Raw genomic sequence first — 15,760 nt, 5'->3', positions numbered from 1 at the left:
ACTCTCTGTTCCTATACGATGCTCTACAGATCACTCACTAAACCAGCTTCGATCGAAAATTCACCACGAGCCATTCCGATTTGAATAGCTGATGCAACTGTTGCCCCAATAAAACCACCAGCAGCTGCTGTACCATTAAATGCACCAGAAAAAATAAGTGAAAATGCTTCAGGAATTTGGTCGTAGTGATAGAAAATAATTATAAGACCAGCAATTATATAAAAGAAAGCTTTAATAGGAACAACATATCCCGTCACTTTCCCAATTTTTTTTACACCGCCTAAAATAACAATTGCGATTAAAAATGCCATTAGTATGCCAGTTAAAGCAGGAGGGAAAGAGAAATTAATTCGCATTGCCTCTGCAACTGAATTAGATTGCACCATATTACCAATACCAAAAGAAGCAGTTGTACCGAATATAGCGAATAATACTGCTAGCCATTTCTTACCTAAACCACGTTCTAAATAATACATTGGCCCACCTGAATATTCACCATTTTCATTACTAACACGGTATTTCACTGCAAGTATTGCTTCAGCATACTTTGTTGCCATACCGAACAATGCGGTAATCCACATCCAAAATATTGCACCAGGTCCACCTATAGTAACAGCTGTTGCAACACCAGCTATATTTCCCATACCAATCGTTGCGGCCATAGCTGTCATAAGTGCTTGGAAGTGACTAATATCTCCAGAAGAAGTAGTATCTTCTGATTTTTTAAAAGCTAGTTTGTGAGCGTATAATAGTTTACTAAACTGTAAACCTTTTAAACGCACTGTGAGAACGACACCAGTTCCAACGAGTAGCAGCAAAGTTGGTAATCCCCACACGTATTGATTTAGTTGTTCTAATACTTTACTTACTGTCTCCATCTTTATTCTCCTTTTTTAGAAAAAATAAAAACCACTTCAAGTAAATGAAATGGTCTCTGGAGAAACAAGGGATAGAAAAATAAACCGATACAATCGGCTTTTTCTTTCGCTTGTCTCTGTCCTTTTACCTGAGAGATTATCCGCTAAAGTAGCGGATTTGCTCCTTCGGTGCTCGTTTTCCTCCGCGCTCTATAAAAGCGAGAGGGAGTCTCTCCAGAGATTCGTCCCCATGCAGTTCTACTTGTAACCAAGACCTGAGAGTTTCAAAGTTGGTATAACAACTTTTTGCCCCGTCGGTAGATCAATAGACCTTCTCCTGAATGGTTCATCCGAATTATAAAATTTATAAACACATTGATTGTAAATCAATAAAAATATTATAGACATACAAATTGTGAATTGCAATCATTTTTTATTTTAAAATAGTAAATAGTTTTATTTTTTTGTAAGTCCTAATTTATCTTCAACTTCATTTAAAGTAGATAAAGCGATGACAATATGTTGATCCGCAAGTCCTAAAGCTTGTGTTGTTTTTTCAATAGTTTCATTGGTTGGAATAGAGTTATTTGTTCCGTCTATAATCAAATTTGCTGCATTTTTCATGAAATTTGATGCGGATTTAAACTGAGTTGTGAATTGAAGTAGTTGTTTTTGTATATCTATATTTGTTATGTTTTCTTCAATTTTAAGTGTGTCTATTTCGTTCATAATTGTTTCATACTGCTTGGAAACGGCATTCATTGTAACTAATAGTTTATTTCGATCTACTGAATCTCCATTCGTGTTAATCTCTTCCCAGGCAGGCAACCAATCTTTTTCGATGATGTTATTATAAGTAGTAGTCAATTCATTAATTTTAGGTTGTAATTTCGTTTTGAAAGTTTTTGTATCCGCTGTTTCTACAGGTGCTTTTTCGTTGTTATTTTTAACATTAGTAACGTAGAAAATTGTACCGAAAATGATGAAAATAGAAATAATAACTGTCCATTTAGTAAAAAGTAATTTCTGCAATATGTAACGCCTCCAAAATTTAAAAACTTATAATTATAATATATAACAATAATGTTGTTTTAAGTAGAGAAAATAGGTTAGAAATGATTTAAAATATATCTTTTCTATACATAAATAATTAAAGTTAGTAAAATGATGAAAGTTATATGTGAGAAAAGAGGGTTTTTAGTGAAAATGAATAGAAGAAAACTAGTTTCAAGTATTTCAATGGCTATGTTATTAGTTGGTGTAATTGCATTCATATTTATGAATAAAGAATCTAAAATTAAAGGTTTTCCAGTACCAATGTCAGCAATGCATATTAACGATGATAAGGAAGAGGACTATCAATATATAAGTGTAATGCCAATTACAAAGGCGAGTGGATGGGAGAACTTAGGGGAAAACGGGCATACTGTTAGTTTTAAAAAAGGGGAGCGGAAGGTAGCAGTAGTACATTATCCAGGAGACATTACGTATTATTTATTTGAAAAATAATTGATGATAAAAGGGATAGGGAGTAGATGATAATGTAAGATTGTTTACTTTCTATCTTTTTTGGATTTTAATTCTGAATTGTTTGAATTAAAATTATTATGCGTATAGAATAAAATAATATGTTTTATTGAATGATATAGATAATAAGTAATATATAATAATGTTATGTAAACTATAAACAGGGGAAGAAAGCAAATCAAGAGATTTTAATTTTTATATTTTAGATGTATTTTTACACGGTAAGTATTCCAATAATCAACTTACAACATTTACGGAGGGCATCAAACTTTGAATAAGTAATGGAGTTGATAACAAAATAAATTAACGTTTGTGTATATGGAAAAATAGAAAGTATGGCGAGTGGGAAATGTATCGGATCATAAGGGGGAATTAAAAATGTTACTAAAAACAATCTACTGTAAGGTGGAAGAAGAGAAAAAGGAATTGTTTTCAAATGCGCAAGAAAAATGGCGTGATATACAGCACCTAGATGGTTTTCATGGACAATTTGGTGGATGGAATGAAGATGAGGCATGTGTATTTACTTTATGGGAAGATAGAAGTGTATATCAATCATTTATGAATGGTGCTCACGATACAATTTATTTAAATAGTAATCAAGAGGATACGTTTCTTTCATGTGAAATTGAATTATTTCAAACGTTGTATGATATAACTGATATGCATTTGAAAGACGTTGTAATAGAGGGAGCATTCGTAAGAGTTGCTATATGTGATGTAAAATTGGAAAAGGAAAAGCATTTTTTACATAAGCAAGAAACAATTTGGAATAAAGGAATGGAAAAAGCAAAAGGAATGCTAGGTGGGGTAGTTGGGAAGTCTTTAAAAAATGAAAATCGTTACATAGTGTTAACGTATTGGAAAGATGAAATAGCGCACCAACATTATGTGGAAGAGATTTTCCCAGATTTATATAAATTAGCTAATATTCATGAAGATATAGAAAAGATACAAGGAAAACAAGCTGTATGTAAGGAAGAATGGCTTGTATATTAAACGCTGAAAAAGTGCATAAATGATTGTATAATAACGATATTTTCTTATAAACAAGCAATTAATAGAAGACGTTATATACCCTTTCATGTTAATATATTTAAGTTATAATAGGAGGCTTACCCTTTTGTATTGTACGGTAGAAGCAGTGTGAGCTTGAAATTTTTTTTAGAAAAGGATGTGCCTAATTTGCGTATTAATAAATTTATTAGTGAAGCTGGAAAAGCGTCTCGACGTGGAGCGGATAAACTAATTAATGAGAGAAGAGTAATTATTAACGGTAAGGTTGCAAAAATTGGTGACCAAGTAAATCCAGGTGATGATGTACGAGTAAATGGAGAGCAGCTTCGAATTGCTCGAGATCACGTATATATCGCTTTAAATAAACCAGTAGGTATTACATGTACGAGTGAAAAAGCTGTAAAAGGTAATATTATCGATTTAGTGAACCATCCTTTACGAATTAGTCACATTGGACGTCTTGATAAAGACTCAGACGGTTTAATTTTATTAACGAATGATGGTGATATTGTTAATGAAATTTTACGTGCTGAAAACAAACATGAGAAAGAATATATCGTTTCAGTAGATAAGCCAATTACACCTGATTTCTTAGAGAAAATGGCAGCGGGTGTTAAAATTTTAGGAACAAAAACGCTTCCTTGTGAGGTTACACAGTTATCAAAATATGAGTTCCAAATTATTTTAACACAAGGGCTAAATCGTCAAATTCGCCGTATGTGTGAAGCTTTAGGTTATCAAGTATACACGTTAAAACGTACGAGAATTATGAATATCGAATTGAATAATTTACCAGTTGGGCAGTGGAGAGATTTAACGAAGAAAGAGAAAAGACGTCTATTTGCAGACTTAAATTACGAACCACAAGATTGGTAAAATTGTGAAGTGAAACCAAAAAAATTTGGTTTCACTTTTTTAATTAAATAAATAATTTTTTTAAACACTTGCAAAAATAAAATGAATAAGATATATTAAATAACAATAAATGGATGTTTTACAAAAAGCAAAGAAAAGGACACGAGTTATTTTACCCGGTTATACAGAGAAGGAAGGAAAGCTGAGAACTTCCTAACGCAGAAAAATAACTTACCACCTTAGAGCTGCACTAGGGAAATTAAGTATCTAGTGCCGTGTATGCGACGTTATCGCAAAAGAAGCCATTATGTTTTTTGTGATGGGAATCTGGGTGGAACCACGGATATAAGCATATTCGTCCCTATATTTAGGGATGAATATGCTTTTTGCATTCAATTTCATAATAAGCGAAGAAAAGGACACGAGTTATTTTACCCGGTTATACAGAGAAGGAAGGAAAGCTGAGAACTTCCTAACGCAGAAAAATAACTTACCACCTTAGAGCTGCACTGGGGAAATTAAGTATCTAGTGCCGTATAAACGACGTTACCGTAAAAGAAGCCATTGCATTTTGTGATGGGAATCTGGGTGGAACCACGGGTAAAAGCACGCTCGTCCCTATGTTAGGGATGAGTGTGCTTTTTATTATGAAATGGAGAGATGAAAAATGAAAGAACAAATGATTGAAATTAAATTTCCAGATGGTAGCGTGAAAGAATTTGGAAAAGGAATTACTTTAGAAGAAATTGCGGGATCTATTAGTAGTAGTTTGAAAAAGAAAGCAGTCGCGGGGAAAGTAAATGATGGATTATATGATTTACGCCGAAATATTGAAGAAAATGCGGAAGTAGAAATCATTACTATAGATTCAAATGAAGGTGTAGAAATTGCAAGACACTCTGCGGCACATATTTTAGCGCAATCTGTAAAAAGAATGTATGGTGATATAAATCTTGGGGTAGGGCCTGTTATTGAAAATGGATTTTATTATGATATGGATTTTCCAAGTAGTGTAAACGTAGAAGATTTACGAAAAATCGAAAAAGAAATGAAAAAGATTATAAATGAAAATATAAAGATAGAACGAGTTGAGGTTTCTCGAGAAGAAGCAGCAAAACTGTTTCAAGAAATGAACGATCGCTTGAAATTAGAACTTTTAGAAGCAATTCCTAGTGGGGAAAGTGTAACACTATATAAACAAGGTGAATTTGTAGATTTATGTAGAGGGCCACATTTACCATCAACAGGTTATTTGAAAGCATTTCAATTAACTCACGTTTCCGGTGCATATTGGCGAGGTGATAGTAATAACCAAGTGCTTCAGCGCATATATGGTGTTGCATTCTCTTCTCAAAAAGAATTAGAAGAGTATTTACATTTCGTTGAAGAAGCAGCAAAAAGAAATCATCGTAAGTTAGGCAATGAGCTTGAGTTATTTATGTTTTCTGAAGAGGCTCCGGGAATGCCGTTTTATTTACCGAAAGGACAAATGATTCGTAACGAATTGGAAGCATTTTTAAGAGAAATTCAAAAAGAGTACAATTATCAAGAAGTACGCACTCCGTTCATGATGAACCAAGAAGTATGGGAGAAATCAGGGCACTGGGGACATTATAAAGATAATATGTATTTCTCTGAAGTAGATAATAAAAGTTTTGCATTAAAACCGATGAACTGCCCAGGGCACATGCTTATGTTTAAAAATAAATTGCATTCTTATCGTGAATTACCGATTCGTATGTGTGAATTTGGTCAAGTACATCGCCATGAATTTAGTGGTGCGTTAAACGGATTATTAAGAGTACGTACTTTCTGCCAAGATGATGCACATTTATTTGTAACTCCAAAACAAATTGAAGATGAAATTAAATCAGTAATGGCGCAAATTGATTACGTATATAAAACTTTTGGATTCGAATATGAAGTAGAGCTTTCTACTCGTCCAGAAGATTCAATGGGTGATGATAAATTATGGGAGCAAGCAGAAGCGGCATTAGAAAATGTGTTACAATCGCTAAATTATAAATATAGACTAAATGAAGGTGACGGTGCTTTTTACGGGCCGAAAATTGATTTTCATATTAAAGATGCTTTAAATAGAAGTCACCAATGCGGAACAATCCAGCTTGATTTCCAAATGCCAGAGAAATTTGATTTAAATTATATAGATGAAAATAATGAAAAGAAAAGACCAGTTGTTATTCACAGGGCAGTTTTAGGGTCATTAGATCGCTTCTTAGCAATATTAATTGAGCACTTTGGAGGGGCGTTCCCGGCATGGGTGGCACCAGTTCAAGTGAAAGTAATTCCAGTTTCAAATGCAGTACATGAACAATATGCCAATGAGATTGCACATAAATTAGCACAAGCTGGAGTTCGTGTTGAAGAGGATGCACGAGATGAAAAATTAGGATATAAAATAAGAGAAGCACAAATGCAAAAAGTACCGTATATTCTTGTTATTGGGGATAAGGAAATGGAAAACGGAGCTGTAAATGTACGTAAATATGGAGAAGAGAAGTCAGAAGTTGTTGCGCTAGATGTATTTGTGGCAAGTATTGAAGAAGAAATAAAGAATAGAAAATATTGATTGTAAAGAAAACACACTATTAGAAATTAGTGTGTTTTCTTTTTTATCTTACAAAAATGTAAGGTAAATGTAAGCGAAATCGAGGGAACGAGTTGTAGAAAAATGAGAATATGAAGTAGGAAATAGGTTCATGTTAAGGGTGTAACTCTTATTGGATGAATAATTAAAAAATTCTTAAGAATTTACATGACAAAATAATAAGAAATATGTGAGAAATTGATTTTATACAAAAGGGATGGAGTGAAAGAGATGTCAACAAATGTAGTTACTGTAGAAAGTGTAGAAAAAACGTATGGGAAAAGAAATGAGAATCAGTCAAAAGCATTAAGAGGCGTATCGTTAAGTATTAAAGAAGGAGAATTTGTCGGGATCATGGGGCCTTCTGGATCTGGAAAAACGACATTACTTAATGTGATAAGTACACTTGACCAGGCGACAGGTGGTAGTGTGACGATAGCTGGTACAAATATTACTTCTATGAAAGGTAATGCATTATCAGATTTTCGATCTCAAAAATTAGGTTTTATCTTTCAAGATTTTAACTTACTAGAAAATTTATCGATTTATGAAAATATCGCTTTACCACTTTCTTTGCAAGGCGTACCATCAAGTGAGATTACTGGAAAGGTAAATGACGTTGCGAAGAAATTAGGCATCACTGAAATTTTAACAAAATATCCGACGGCTGTTTCTGGGGGACAAAAGCAAAGAACAGCGGCGGCAAGAGCTTTAGTACATAATCCAGCAATTGTATTAGCAGATGAACCGACAGGAGCGCTTGATAGTAAAAATGCAAAAAGTTTATTAGAAGCGATGCAAGATTTACATGAAAATCATAATGTAAGTATTTTGATGGTTACACACGATGCATTTAGTGCAAGTTATTGTGAGCGTATTTTATTTATTCAAGATGGTCTTCTTTATAAAGAATTAAATCGTCAAGGCACTCGAGAGAATTTCTATCAAGACATTTTAGGTGTGCTCGCTCATATGGGCTCAGCTGCTGAGTCTAAGTAGGGGGGCGAAACTATGTTATTTAAATTATCACGTCATAGTATGAAAAAGATGTTAAAAGATTATATGGTTTTACTTATTGGCCTCGTTATTAGTATTAGTATTTTCTACATGTTCCAAACAATGGCGATGAATAGTGAATTTACGAAAGATAATAGCCTAATTAGTAGTATTAGACTCGTCTTTTGGGTAGGTGCAATACTATTATCTTTCATTACTGTATTTTATATTATATATGCCAACTCTTTCTTACTCACGTTAAGAAGAAAAGAACTCGGTATGTACATGATGCTTGGTGCAAAAAAGAAAAAAGTAGCACAGTTATTATTTATTGAAACATTCGGTATGGGTATTGTCAGTATTATTATCGGTATTTTAGTAGGGATGTTACTTGCAAGTGTAGCAGGAAACTTTTTAATGAATGGAATGGAAATTTCAGCAAAAGGTAGTTATGCATCTGTATACACACCAGCAATTTTAGTTACAGCTATTTTCTTCTTAATACTATTTTTCATTACTGGCTTAATGAACAGTGTCCGATTGTTACGTAAAACTGAACTAGAGTTAATTCGTGAAGATGAAACACTAGATGAAGTAAAGAAAAGTAAAACTCGCATTATTATAATGACAGTACTTGGTGTATTACTAGTAAGTACAGGGTACTATTTTATGATCAATGTAAAAATATATGCTGAATTAGGTTTTATTATAGCAACCATCGTTACAACACTTGGAACATATTTTATCTTTAGTTCATTACTCCCATTTTTTGTGATGAAAATTAAGGGGAATAAAAAACGAAATGAAACGGGCTTAAATAGTTTTACATATGCACAGCTACGCTTTCGAGTAAATAGTTTATCGAGAGTATTAGGTACTGTAGCAATGTTAATTGCATTAGGCGCAGGTGCGATGACGGCAGGTATGGCTTTCCAAAAAAATGTAGGTATTATGACAGACTTTTCTCGTGTATATGATGTTGTAATTCATGATCCGAATGATCAAGACAAAGCTGCCTTAAAAGAAATGGAAATTGTTGAAGAAAGCAAGTACAAATATAAAGTAGATGGAGAAGCGGTTTATTATTTACGTAACGACTTAACTGCGAAACCACCACTTGTTTCAGACCATTTTGATACAAAAACGTTAAAAGAGCCTGTTCGTAAACGTGTGACTGAACCTTTAACTGAACCTGTATATTCAGCTTTAGAGGCTCCTGAATTAGCAAAATTCCCTCGTATGCCAAAGGATTGGGAAGACGCAGTTGTAAGAGAGATACAAATTACGCATAATCAATTTAGCGGAAAACCAGTAAGAATTGCAGACGAAGAGCATTATCAAGGAATTCAAGGAACAGAACACACTGTAACATTAGCAAAAGTAGATGATATGAAAAAATATAAACCGTTATTGATCGAAATAGACAAGAGACAAAAAGCACAAATTGAAAAAGCAACAGGTGAAAAGGTAGACTTATTTACGAAAATGACAATTTATCAGTTTATGAACAGCTTCATGAGCGGAACAATGTTTATGGGATTTTTCCTCGGAATTGCCTTTTTAGCAATGATGGCAAGTTCCCTTATGTTCAAAATATTAACAGGTGCTTCTCGCGACGTACGCCGTTATGAAATGTTACGAAAAATTGGTGTGAGACGCAGTATGTTAACGAAAAGTATATATAAAGAAATTTCATATTTATTTATCTTCCCAGCGATCATTGGCATTTCTCACGTTTTAGTAGGGCTTAACTTATTTAGCTTTATATTAGTTGACCCGTTTGTGAAAGTGTGGGTGCCAATAGGAATTTTCTTAGTCATTTATTTCATTTATTACTGGATAACTGTTCAACTTTATAAAGGTATGGTAATGCCGAAAGAAGAGGTAGCTAAATAGTTTATGAAAAGAGTCCTTGTGTTGAGAATAAGGGCTCTTTTTTTATGTTTTTTATAAAGAAGGAAAAGATTGGATAATGGTCGAAAAATATAATGTAACTTCCAAGAAATGACTAAAACAATACTATTTTGTCGAGAGAAAGGATACGAAGTATGAAAGAAATGCTACAGTTATTTCGCAACAAAGTGTATGCACGTTTTTTTCTAGCAAATATTTTAGAGCGACTCGGTTCTATGATAGCTGGAATTTCTTTAATGTTTTATTTGCTAGATCAATACGGAAAACAACCAGTTTACGCAACGATGACACAAATTATGATTGCATTACCTGCATTAATCTTTTTTCTATTGGTAGGGACAGTAGTGGATCGATTTGATAGACAACGTATATGTACAGTAAGTAACATATGTTGCTCGCTCTGTAATATTGGAATCCTAATTTCGCTTTATTACGGGATGATTATACTTGTCTTTATATTTTTATTTTTGGAAAATGCGTGTATACAATTTTTCTCTCCAGCAGAACAATCGATGATACAGGGAGTAGTTGAATCAGACCAATACGGTGCAGCAGCGGGTATTAATCAAATGGTAAATAGTTTGTATGCTTTGTTTGGTGTAGGAATTGCAACGATGGTGTACTGGACTTTTGGAATTTACGGGAGCATTTTAGTAAATACGCTCACTTTTATTATGAGTGGTATTTTGATTCAAACAATCTCCATTCCAGAAAAAGTTCGTTTACCAAATGGTAGAACAAAATGGAAAGAAGTTAATTTGAAGATGTTAATAACAGAGTTTAAAGAAGGGATTAGGTATATATACCAAAATGAAACTTTAAAAAAATTACTTTTAGGATTTATCGTATTTGGATTATTAAATGGTGTTTTAAGTGTATCCACTACTTACATATTAAAATACAAACTAGCTCCAGAAACGTATGAAAGTTTAGCAATGGTGGGCGGTGTAGTTGGAGGGATTTCATTACTAATTGGAAGCATAGTAGCAACGAGTATAGGTAAGAAATATGCGCCAAAATCTATTATAGTTTTTGGTATGGCAGGATCAGGAGTCTTCTTTGGTATGTGTTACTTTGTAAATTACGTATGGTCTTTTTATGTATGTATCGCTTTAGCGACATTCTTTTTACCGTTTATTAATGTTGCAATATCAGGATGGATGTATGAGATCGTAGAAGAATCGTTTATGGGGCGTGTTCAAAGTTTGCTAAGTCCATTAACGACAGGGTTTCAATTGTTATCTCTTGGAGCGATAGCTATGTTATTCCCGAAATGGATTGAGGCGGATACTTTGTATATTATTTTATTTGGTTTATTATTTTTTGTTACGTGTTTATACCAAGCTATTTTACCTAGTGGGCAAAAGCGAGTACATGTTGTAGCTAAAGAGATGTGACATATTTAGCTCTTTTTGTTTCTAGATATTCTATCGAATGGTAAGGGGTAATAGTTATGTTCATGCGAACTGCTAAGTGGTGTTGGATTACTTGTTTACAATTATTAGCTGCAATTCTATGTATAATCTGTTTAGGTGCGCTCCCTCGATTATTTAAGGGATTGCAAATTGATTTAATCGGTTTTTGGAACACAATTGTGTTTATTGGAGGAAAGTTACTCCGACCATGGGAAATTACATATGGATTTCGAGACTCAAGAAAATTATTTCCACAAATATGGATTCATTATATTGAAACTATGATTGTATTTCTATCAGCTTTTTTACTATCTTTGCTTATAGCGTATGTACTTGTTGTTTGGGTATTGCAGCGTTCTCATATGAAGCAAAAAATGTGGAATGGAGTTTTTCTTACGCTAGAGAGTATACCGGATATATTACTTATTTTATTATCACAACTTCTTGTCGTAATTGTTTTTCAAAAAACAGGTTTTATGCCAATAAAACTTGCTGGATTAGGAGAAGAGAGAGTACGATTGTTACCGATTATATGTCTTACAATACCAACAACGTTATTATTTATTAAACTATTGTTATTACGTTTTAAAGAAGAAATGGAGAAAGATTATAGTATATTTGCGAAGAGTAAAGGACTAAGTTTGCAGCATATTTTAACACATCATGTTTCAAGGAATGTTTTATTGACGACAATTTACTATGCGAAAACAAATATTTTATTTATGCTATCCAATTTATATATTATCGAATGGATTTTTAATACATATGGAATGTTTGTATTTGTAAAAGAAAATTCTAAATTAGAAATATTTACAGTGAGTCTAGTTATATTATACGTTCCGCTTTTTATACTATTTCGTATATTACATACGCTTTTACAAAATGTTATAAGGGAGCGTGTGTAACATGTGGCAAGTTGTAAAAAGAGATGTGAGATTTTGGATAGGTGTTACTTTTCTGAGTGTACTAATGATTATTAGTATTGGATATACGTTATTTTTCGATGGGAATATTCGTGAACTTACGATGATGTATAATGAAAAAGGAGAACTAGTGGCTGCTCCATTTTCGCCATCAAGTAAATTTTGGTTCGGAAGTGATACGAAAGGCCGTGACCTTGTCCAATTAATAATAGAAGGCGCGAAATGGACAGTTGGAGCGAGTATAATTATAGCAACTTTACGAGTTATAGTTGGAGGAGGGATTGGTTTACTTCTTGGTATGTATGGTAAGCGATCTTTTCCGGTTATCTCATCCTTTTTTGATCCTTTTAGTATTGTACCAATGGTTATGATTTCTTATTTTATGTTAAATGAAGTTTTAACGTTTGATAGTGGAGCGGAAGTTGTGCCGTTGTATTTGCGGGTGACATTTCAAATTATAGTTCTTACATGTCTTGCTGTACCAACAGTTATGTTGTATGTAGCGCAAGAAGTTAAACGTATTAAGAAAGAAGAATTTATGTTGGCAGCCACTGTGCTTGGCGGGAGTAAATGGCAGAGGTTGAAGCGCCATATATGGCCTCATATGTTACCATCATTTCTTTTATTAGTAGCACAACAATTTGTGAGTACTTTATTACTTCTTTTACACCTTGGTTTGTTGCAATTATTTTTTGGTGGAACAATAACCTTCAGTGGAATGGATCCAGATAGTGTAACAAAAGAATGGACAGGATTAATTGGTCAAAACTTCCGGCACTTAACTACTCATACATGGATTGTACTTATACCGATTGCTTTTTATAGTATGACAATCTTAGCTGGAAACCTTATTAGTAATAGCATGCAAGATGCGATTAAGCTAGGAAATGTGAGAAGGTCAAAGCGGGAAGGGAGAGAAGTGCAAGTAGAGAAACAAGTACAACCAACTATGAATGACTTTTCTTTTTATAGGGAGATACAAAAGTAAAGAAAGATAGCTGAAGACAAATCGTTTTCAGCTATCTTTTTTCGCTTAAAGTGGAGGTAAATCAATCTTACCTTCTTCAAATAATTCTTTTATCATATGCTTCGTATAACCAGCGGCTTGACCAAATGTGATTTTTGCTGGCATTGGTGCTTCGTTAGCATCTACAACTACATCAATAATACATGGTTTATTTTGTTTTACTGCATTTTGGAAAGCGGGAAGTAGTTCATCTAAATTCTCAACACGGTATCCAATACCTCCACACGCCTCTGCATATTTTGCAAAATCAGGGTTCGTTAAGTCTGTTTCGAATTCGATATTACCCATCACTTCTTGCTCGAATTTAATCATCGCAATTTTATTATTGTTTAATACGACGACAACGATTGGTAATTTATATTTTACAGCTGTTACGAAGTCATTCATCGTCATTCCAAATCCGCCATCACCACAAACTGCAAATACTTGTTTATCCGGGAATGCAATTTTTCCAGCAAGAGCACCAGGTAAACCGCAACCAAGTGTTGCGAGCCAGCTTGAAATGACAAATTGCTGGTTTGTCATACGGAAGTGCCTTGCGGTCCATACTGTTACATTTCCGACATCGACTGATAGAATTGCGTCATCATGTGCTACTTGCTGCAGAGCATGCATAACGCGTTGTGGCTTAATTGGAGTAGAAGTATCGTCTTCTTGATCGTGTAATTTTTCTTCCCACTTTTTCATCATTTCTTGATGATGTTCTAAGAAAGAATGGTCTGTGTGTTTTTCAACATTTTCAATTAACCATTGTAATGTTTTATCAGCATCACCAGCTAAACCAATATCTGTCGCATAACGTTTTCCGATTTGGGCAGGATCTGTATCGATATGAATTGTTTTTGCTTTTTCAGGTAAGAAACCAGTGAACGGATAAGAAGTACCAACCATAATTAAAGTATCTGCATGTTTCATTGCTTCATAAGAAGGTTTCGTTCCAATTAATCCTAATCCACCAATACAAAGAGGATGCTCATCAGGAATAATTCCTTTAGCAGGTAATGTAAGTACGATTGGAGCACCAATATGTTCTGCCAATGCAAGTAAAGATTCTCTCGCATGTTTTGTTCCTTTTCCAGCTAAAATCACAGGTTTTTTCGCTTCATTTATTGCGAGTTTCGCTCCATCTAAATCTTCTTTTTGTGGAAACAACTCAGGTAAAGTAAAAGAAGTATTTGTAATACGAGCACCATTTTTCACTTCGAATTTCGGGACATCATCTGGAATTGTAAGAACGGATACACCTTTTTTCGTATAAGCCATTCGAATTGCTTGATTCACTACGGCAGGTAGTTGCTCTGCTGACATAATACGCTGGTTATAAACCGCAACATCATCAAACATTCTTTCTAAATTTACTTCTTGGAAAAAGTCCGTTCCAAGTAAATCGGTTTCTACTTGACCTGAAATTGCTAGAACAGGGGCTTTATCGAGTTTCGCATCATATAAACCATTTAATAAATGAATAGCACCAGGTCCTGCAATTGCCATACAAACGCCAAGTTTTCCTGTTAATTTCGCATAGGCAGCCGCTGCTAATGCACCAGCTTCTTCATGGCGAACTTGAATGAATTTAATTTTATCTTGTTTTTTTCTTAAAGCTTCAATGATAGAATTGATGGAATCTCCAGGCATACCGTATATGTGTTCTACTCCCCAGTCAATTAATAAATCAACTAATGCTTCACCGGCTGTTTTCCCAAACATAATTGTTCCTCCTTATAATAGGTAGATAACATTATGTTTTGGATAAAAAGGAAAAATATACAAATAAGAAAATTTATCTGGTTATTTGTAATCTAAGAATCAGTGTGGGAGGAACAAAAGTTTCACTTTAGCAACTTTAATGATGACCAGCGAATAAAGTGAACACTGTTATTAGTAAAAAACCACTAGTTGCCCATATTAGAAATGTAAGGAAAGAGAGCTGTTTCTTAGCTTTCCAAAGCATTTCATGAATTGTGACATATCCAAGTGAACCAATAGCACTTCCCATAATGAGCCCTTGCAGGTGAAGAGCTTTTCCTTCCATCAAAATGCCAAAAACTGTGCCAGTACCGAGAATAAGAGAAAGTAATAAAGTCGTTAATAAAAAGGAAATATATTTATGTTTTGTAAAAAGAAATGGAATAATTAAAGCTAATCCTTCTGGAGTATGGTGAACGACGATTGCTATTAAAAAGGGAATGGCAGAGTCATTATGATTTATAAAAGCTGTACCTAACGCAAATCCACTCGGTATATTATGAATAAATATAGCGAAAGAGAGAAAAAGAAAGGTTTGCCATGCTTGTTGATCTTTTTTATGTATCATTGGATGGTGACAATAGTTATCTAATAAGCCCATAACTAAAATACCGATAGCTATACCAAGTATAGGTCCAATCATTTCATAGCTTGAAAATGTTTCAGGAATAATTTCAAGTGACAATAACCCAAACAAAATACCGCCACATAATGCGTATAAACGATGCATCTTTTCTTCAATGAGTTGGCGTGTTGCTACTCCAACAGCACCTCCTAAAAGTAATCCACCGAACGAAAAAAATGTTACAATCATTGGAATCCATAAACGTTCCATAGTATCACACTCCGATTCTATTCCCTTATTTTTAGCTTAC

12 protein-coding genes, 1 pseudogene, 1 riboswitch and 1 other annotated feature are annotated in these 15,760 nt (G+C 33.9%); of the genes and pseudogenes, 9 read left to right on the top strand and 4 right to left on the bottom strand.

Features of this window, described 5'->3' with window-relative positions; translation table 11 throughout:
- Positions 1-38: 38 nt before the first annotated feature.
- Both H6481_RS20585 and H6481_RS20580 read right to left on the bottom strand, forming a co-directional pair.
- Positions 39-878, bottom strand: a pseudogene (locus tag H6481_RS20585) (amino acid carrier protein); the annotation flags it as partial.
- 106 nt (positions 879-984) lie between these two features.
- Positions 985-1,105: riboswitch (glycine riboswitch) on the bottom strand.
- Between the two features lie 208 nt (positions 1,106-1,313).
- Complete coding sequence (locus H6481_RS20580; protein ID WP_023521879.1) at positions 1,314-1,889, bottom strand: hypothetical protein; 576 nt, start codon at positions 1,887-1,889, stop codon at positions 1,314-1,316.
- A 132-nt stretch (positions 1,890-2,021) separates the two neighbouring features.
- Here H6481_RS20580 and H6481_RS20575 point away from each other — a divergent pair, with 132 nt between their 5' ends.
- The 9 genes from H6481_RS20575 to H6481_RS20535 all read left to right on the top strand — a co-directional run bounded on the left by H6481_RS20575 (position 2,022) and on the right by H6481_RS20535 (position 13,100).
- Complete coding sequence (locus tag H6481_RS20575) at positions 2,022-2,366, top strand: hypothetical protein (protein ID WP_182813006.1); 345 nt, start codon at positions 2,022-2,024, stop codon at positions 2,364-2,366.
- A 396-nt stretch (positions 2,367-2,762) separates the two neighbouring features.
- Positions 2,763-3,383, top strand: a complete 621-nt coding sequence (locus H6481_RS20570; RefSeq protein ID WP_000925163.1) for a YdbC family protein — start codon at positions 2,763-2,765, stop codon at positions 3,381-3,383.
- A gap of 186 nt (positions 3,384-3,569) precedes the next feature.
- Positions 3,570-4,277, top strand: coding sequence for a 23S rRNA pseudouridine(2604) synthase RluF (rluF, locus tag H6481_RS20565; RefSeq protein WP_001222162.1), 708 nt, complete (start codon positions 3,570-3,572; stop codon positions 4,275-4,277).
- A 121-nt stretch (positions 4,278-4,398) separates the two neighbouring features.
- Positions 4,399-4,622 (top strand) — a binding site (T-box leader).
- A gap of 301 nt (positions 4,623-4,923) precedes the next feature.
- A complete protein-coding gene (thrS, locus tag H6481_RS20560) occupies positions 4,924-6,846 on the top strand; it encodes a threonine--tRNA ligase (protein ID WP_098377142.1) in 1,923 nt (640 codons plus the stop codon).
- 249 nt (positions 6,847-7,095) lie between these two features.
- On the top strand, positions 7,096-7,863 hold the full coding sequence (locus H6481_RS20555) for an ABC transporter ATP-binding protein (protein WP_000106426.1): 768 nt from the start codon (positions 7,096-7,098) through the stop codon (positions 7,861-7,863).
- 12 nt (positions 7,864-7,875) lie between these two features.
- A complete protein-coding gene (locus tag H6481_RS20550) occupies positions 7,876-9,756 on the top strand; it encodes an ABC transporter permease (RefSeq protein WP_065483487.1) in 1,881 nt (626 codons plus the stop codon).
- Between the two features lie 143 nt (positions 9,757-9,899).
- Positions 9,900-11,171 carry an MFS transporter gene (locus H6481_RS20545; protein ID WP_254907413.1) on the top strand — a complete coding sequence of 424 codons (1,272 nt, stop codon included), beginning with the start codon at positions 9,900-9,902 and terminating at the stop codon, positions 11,169-11,171.
- A gap of 56 nt (positions 11,172-11,227) precedes the next feature.
- On the top strand, positions 11,228-12,094 hold the full coding sequence (locus H6481_RS20540) for an ABC transporter permease subunit (protein ID WP_000481001.1): 867 nt from the start codon (positions 11,228-11,230) through the stop codon (positions 12,092-12,094).
- A gap of 1 nt (position 12,095) precedes the next feature.
- Positions 12,096-13,100 (top strand): ABC transporter permease subunit, encoded by a 1,005-nt coding sequence (locus tag H6481_RS20535; RefSeq protein ID WP_182813004.1) that lies wholly within the window; start codon positions 12,096-12,098, stop codon positions 13,098-13,100.
- Between the two features lie 45 nt (positions 13,101-13,145).
- On the opposite strand, the gene H6481_RS20530 is transcribed toward H6481_RS20535, so the two are convergent.
- Together H6481_RS20530 and H6481_RS20525 are read right to left on the bottom strand one after the other, a co-directional pair.
- Positions 13,146-14,846 carry a pyruvate oxidase gene (locus H6481_RS20530; protein WP_182813002.1) on the bottom strand — a complete coding sequence of 567 codons (1,701 nt, stop codon included), beginning with the start codon at positions 14,844-14,846 and terminating at the stop codon, positions 13,146-13,148.
- A gap of 136 nt (positions 14,847-14,982) precedes the next feature.
- A complete protein-coding gene (locus H6481_RS20525; protein ID WP_182813000.1) occupies positions 14,983-15,720 on the bottom strand; it encodes a ZIP family metal transporter in 738 nt (245 codons plus the stop codon).
- Positions 15,721-15,760: the final 40 nt, after the last annotated feature.

Source organism: Bacillus sp. ME78 (assembly GCF_903970865.1).
GTDB classification, from domain to species: Bacteria; Bacillota; Bacilli; order Bacillales; family Bacillaceae_G; genus Bacillus_A; species Bacillus_A cereus.
The sequence above is the reverse complement of the archived record's forward strand: the minus strand, read 5'-3'. Positions and strand labels throughout refer to the sequence as shown.

What these genes read in the sequence shown, in the direction of transcription:
- H6481_RS20575 (WP_182813006.1), top strand. Translation starts at nt 2,022, where the DNA reads ATGATGAAAGTTATATGTGAGAAAAGAGGGTTTTTAGTGAAAATGAAT.
- H6481_RS20570 (WP_000925163.1), top strand. Translation starts at nt 2,763, where the DNA reads ATGTTACTAAAAACAATCTACTGTAAGGTGGAAGAAGAGAAAAAGGAA.
- thrS (WP_098377142.1), top strand. Translation starts at nt 4,924, where the DNA reads ATGAAAGAACAAATGATTGAAATTAAATTTCCAGATGGTAGCGTGAAA.
- H6481_RS20555 (WP_000106426.1), top strand. Translation starts at nt 7,096, where the DNA reads ATGTCAACAAATGTAGTTACTGTAGAAAGTGTAGAAAAAACGTATGGG.
- H6481_RS20550 (WP_065483487.1), top strand. Translation starts at nt 7,876, where the DNA reads ATGTTATTTAAATTATCACGTCATAGTATGAAAAAGATGTTAAAAGAT.
- H6481_RS20540 (WP_000481001.1), top strand. Translation starts at nt 11,228, where the DNA reads ATGTTCATGCGAACTGCTAAGTGGTGTTGGATTACTTGTTTACAATTA.
- H6481_RS20535 (WP_182813004.1), top strand. Translation starts at nt 12,096, where the DNA reads ATGTGGCAAGTTGTAAAAAGAGATGTGAGATTTTGGATAGGTGTTACT.
- H6481_RS20530 (WP_182813002.1), bottom strand. Translation starts at nt 14,846, where the DNA reads ATGTTTGGGAAAACAGCCGGTGAAGCATTAGTTGATTTATTAATTGAC.
- H6481_RS20525 (WP_182813000.1), bottom strand. Translation starts at nt 15,720, where the DNA reads ATGGAACGTTTATGGATTCCAATGATTGTAACATTTTTTTCGTTCGGT.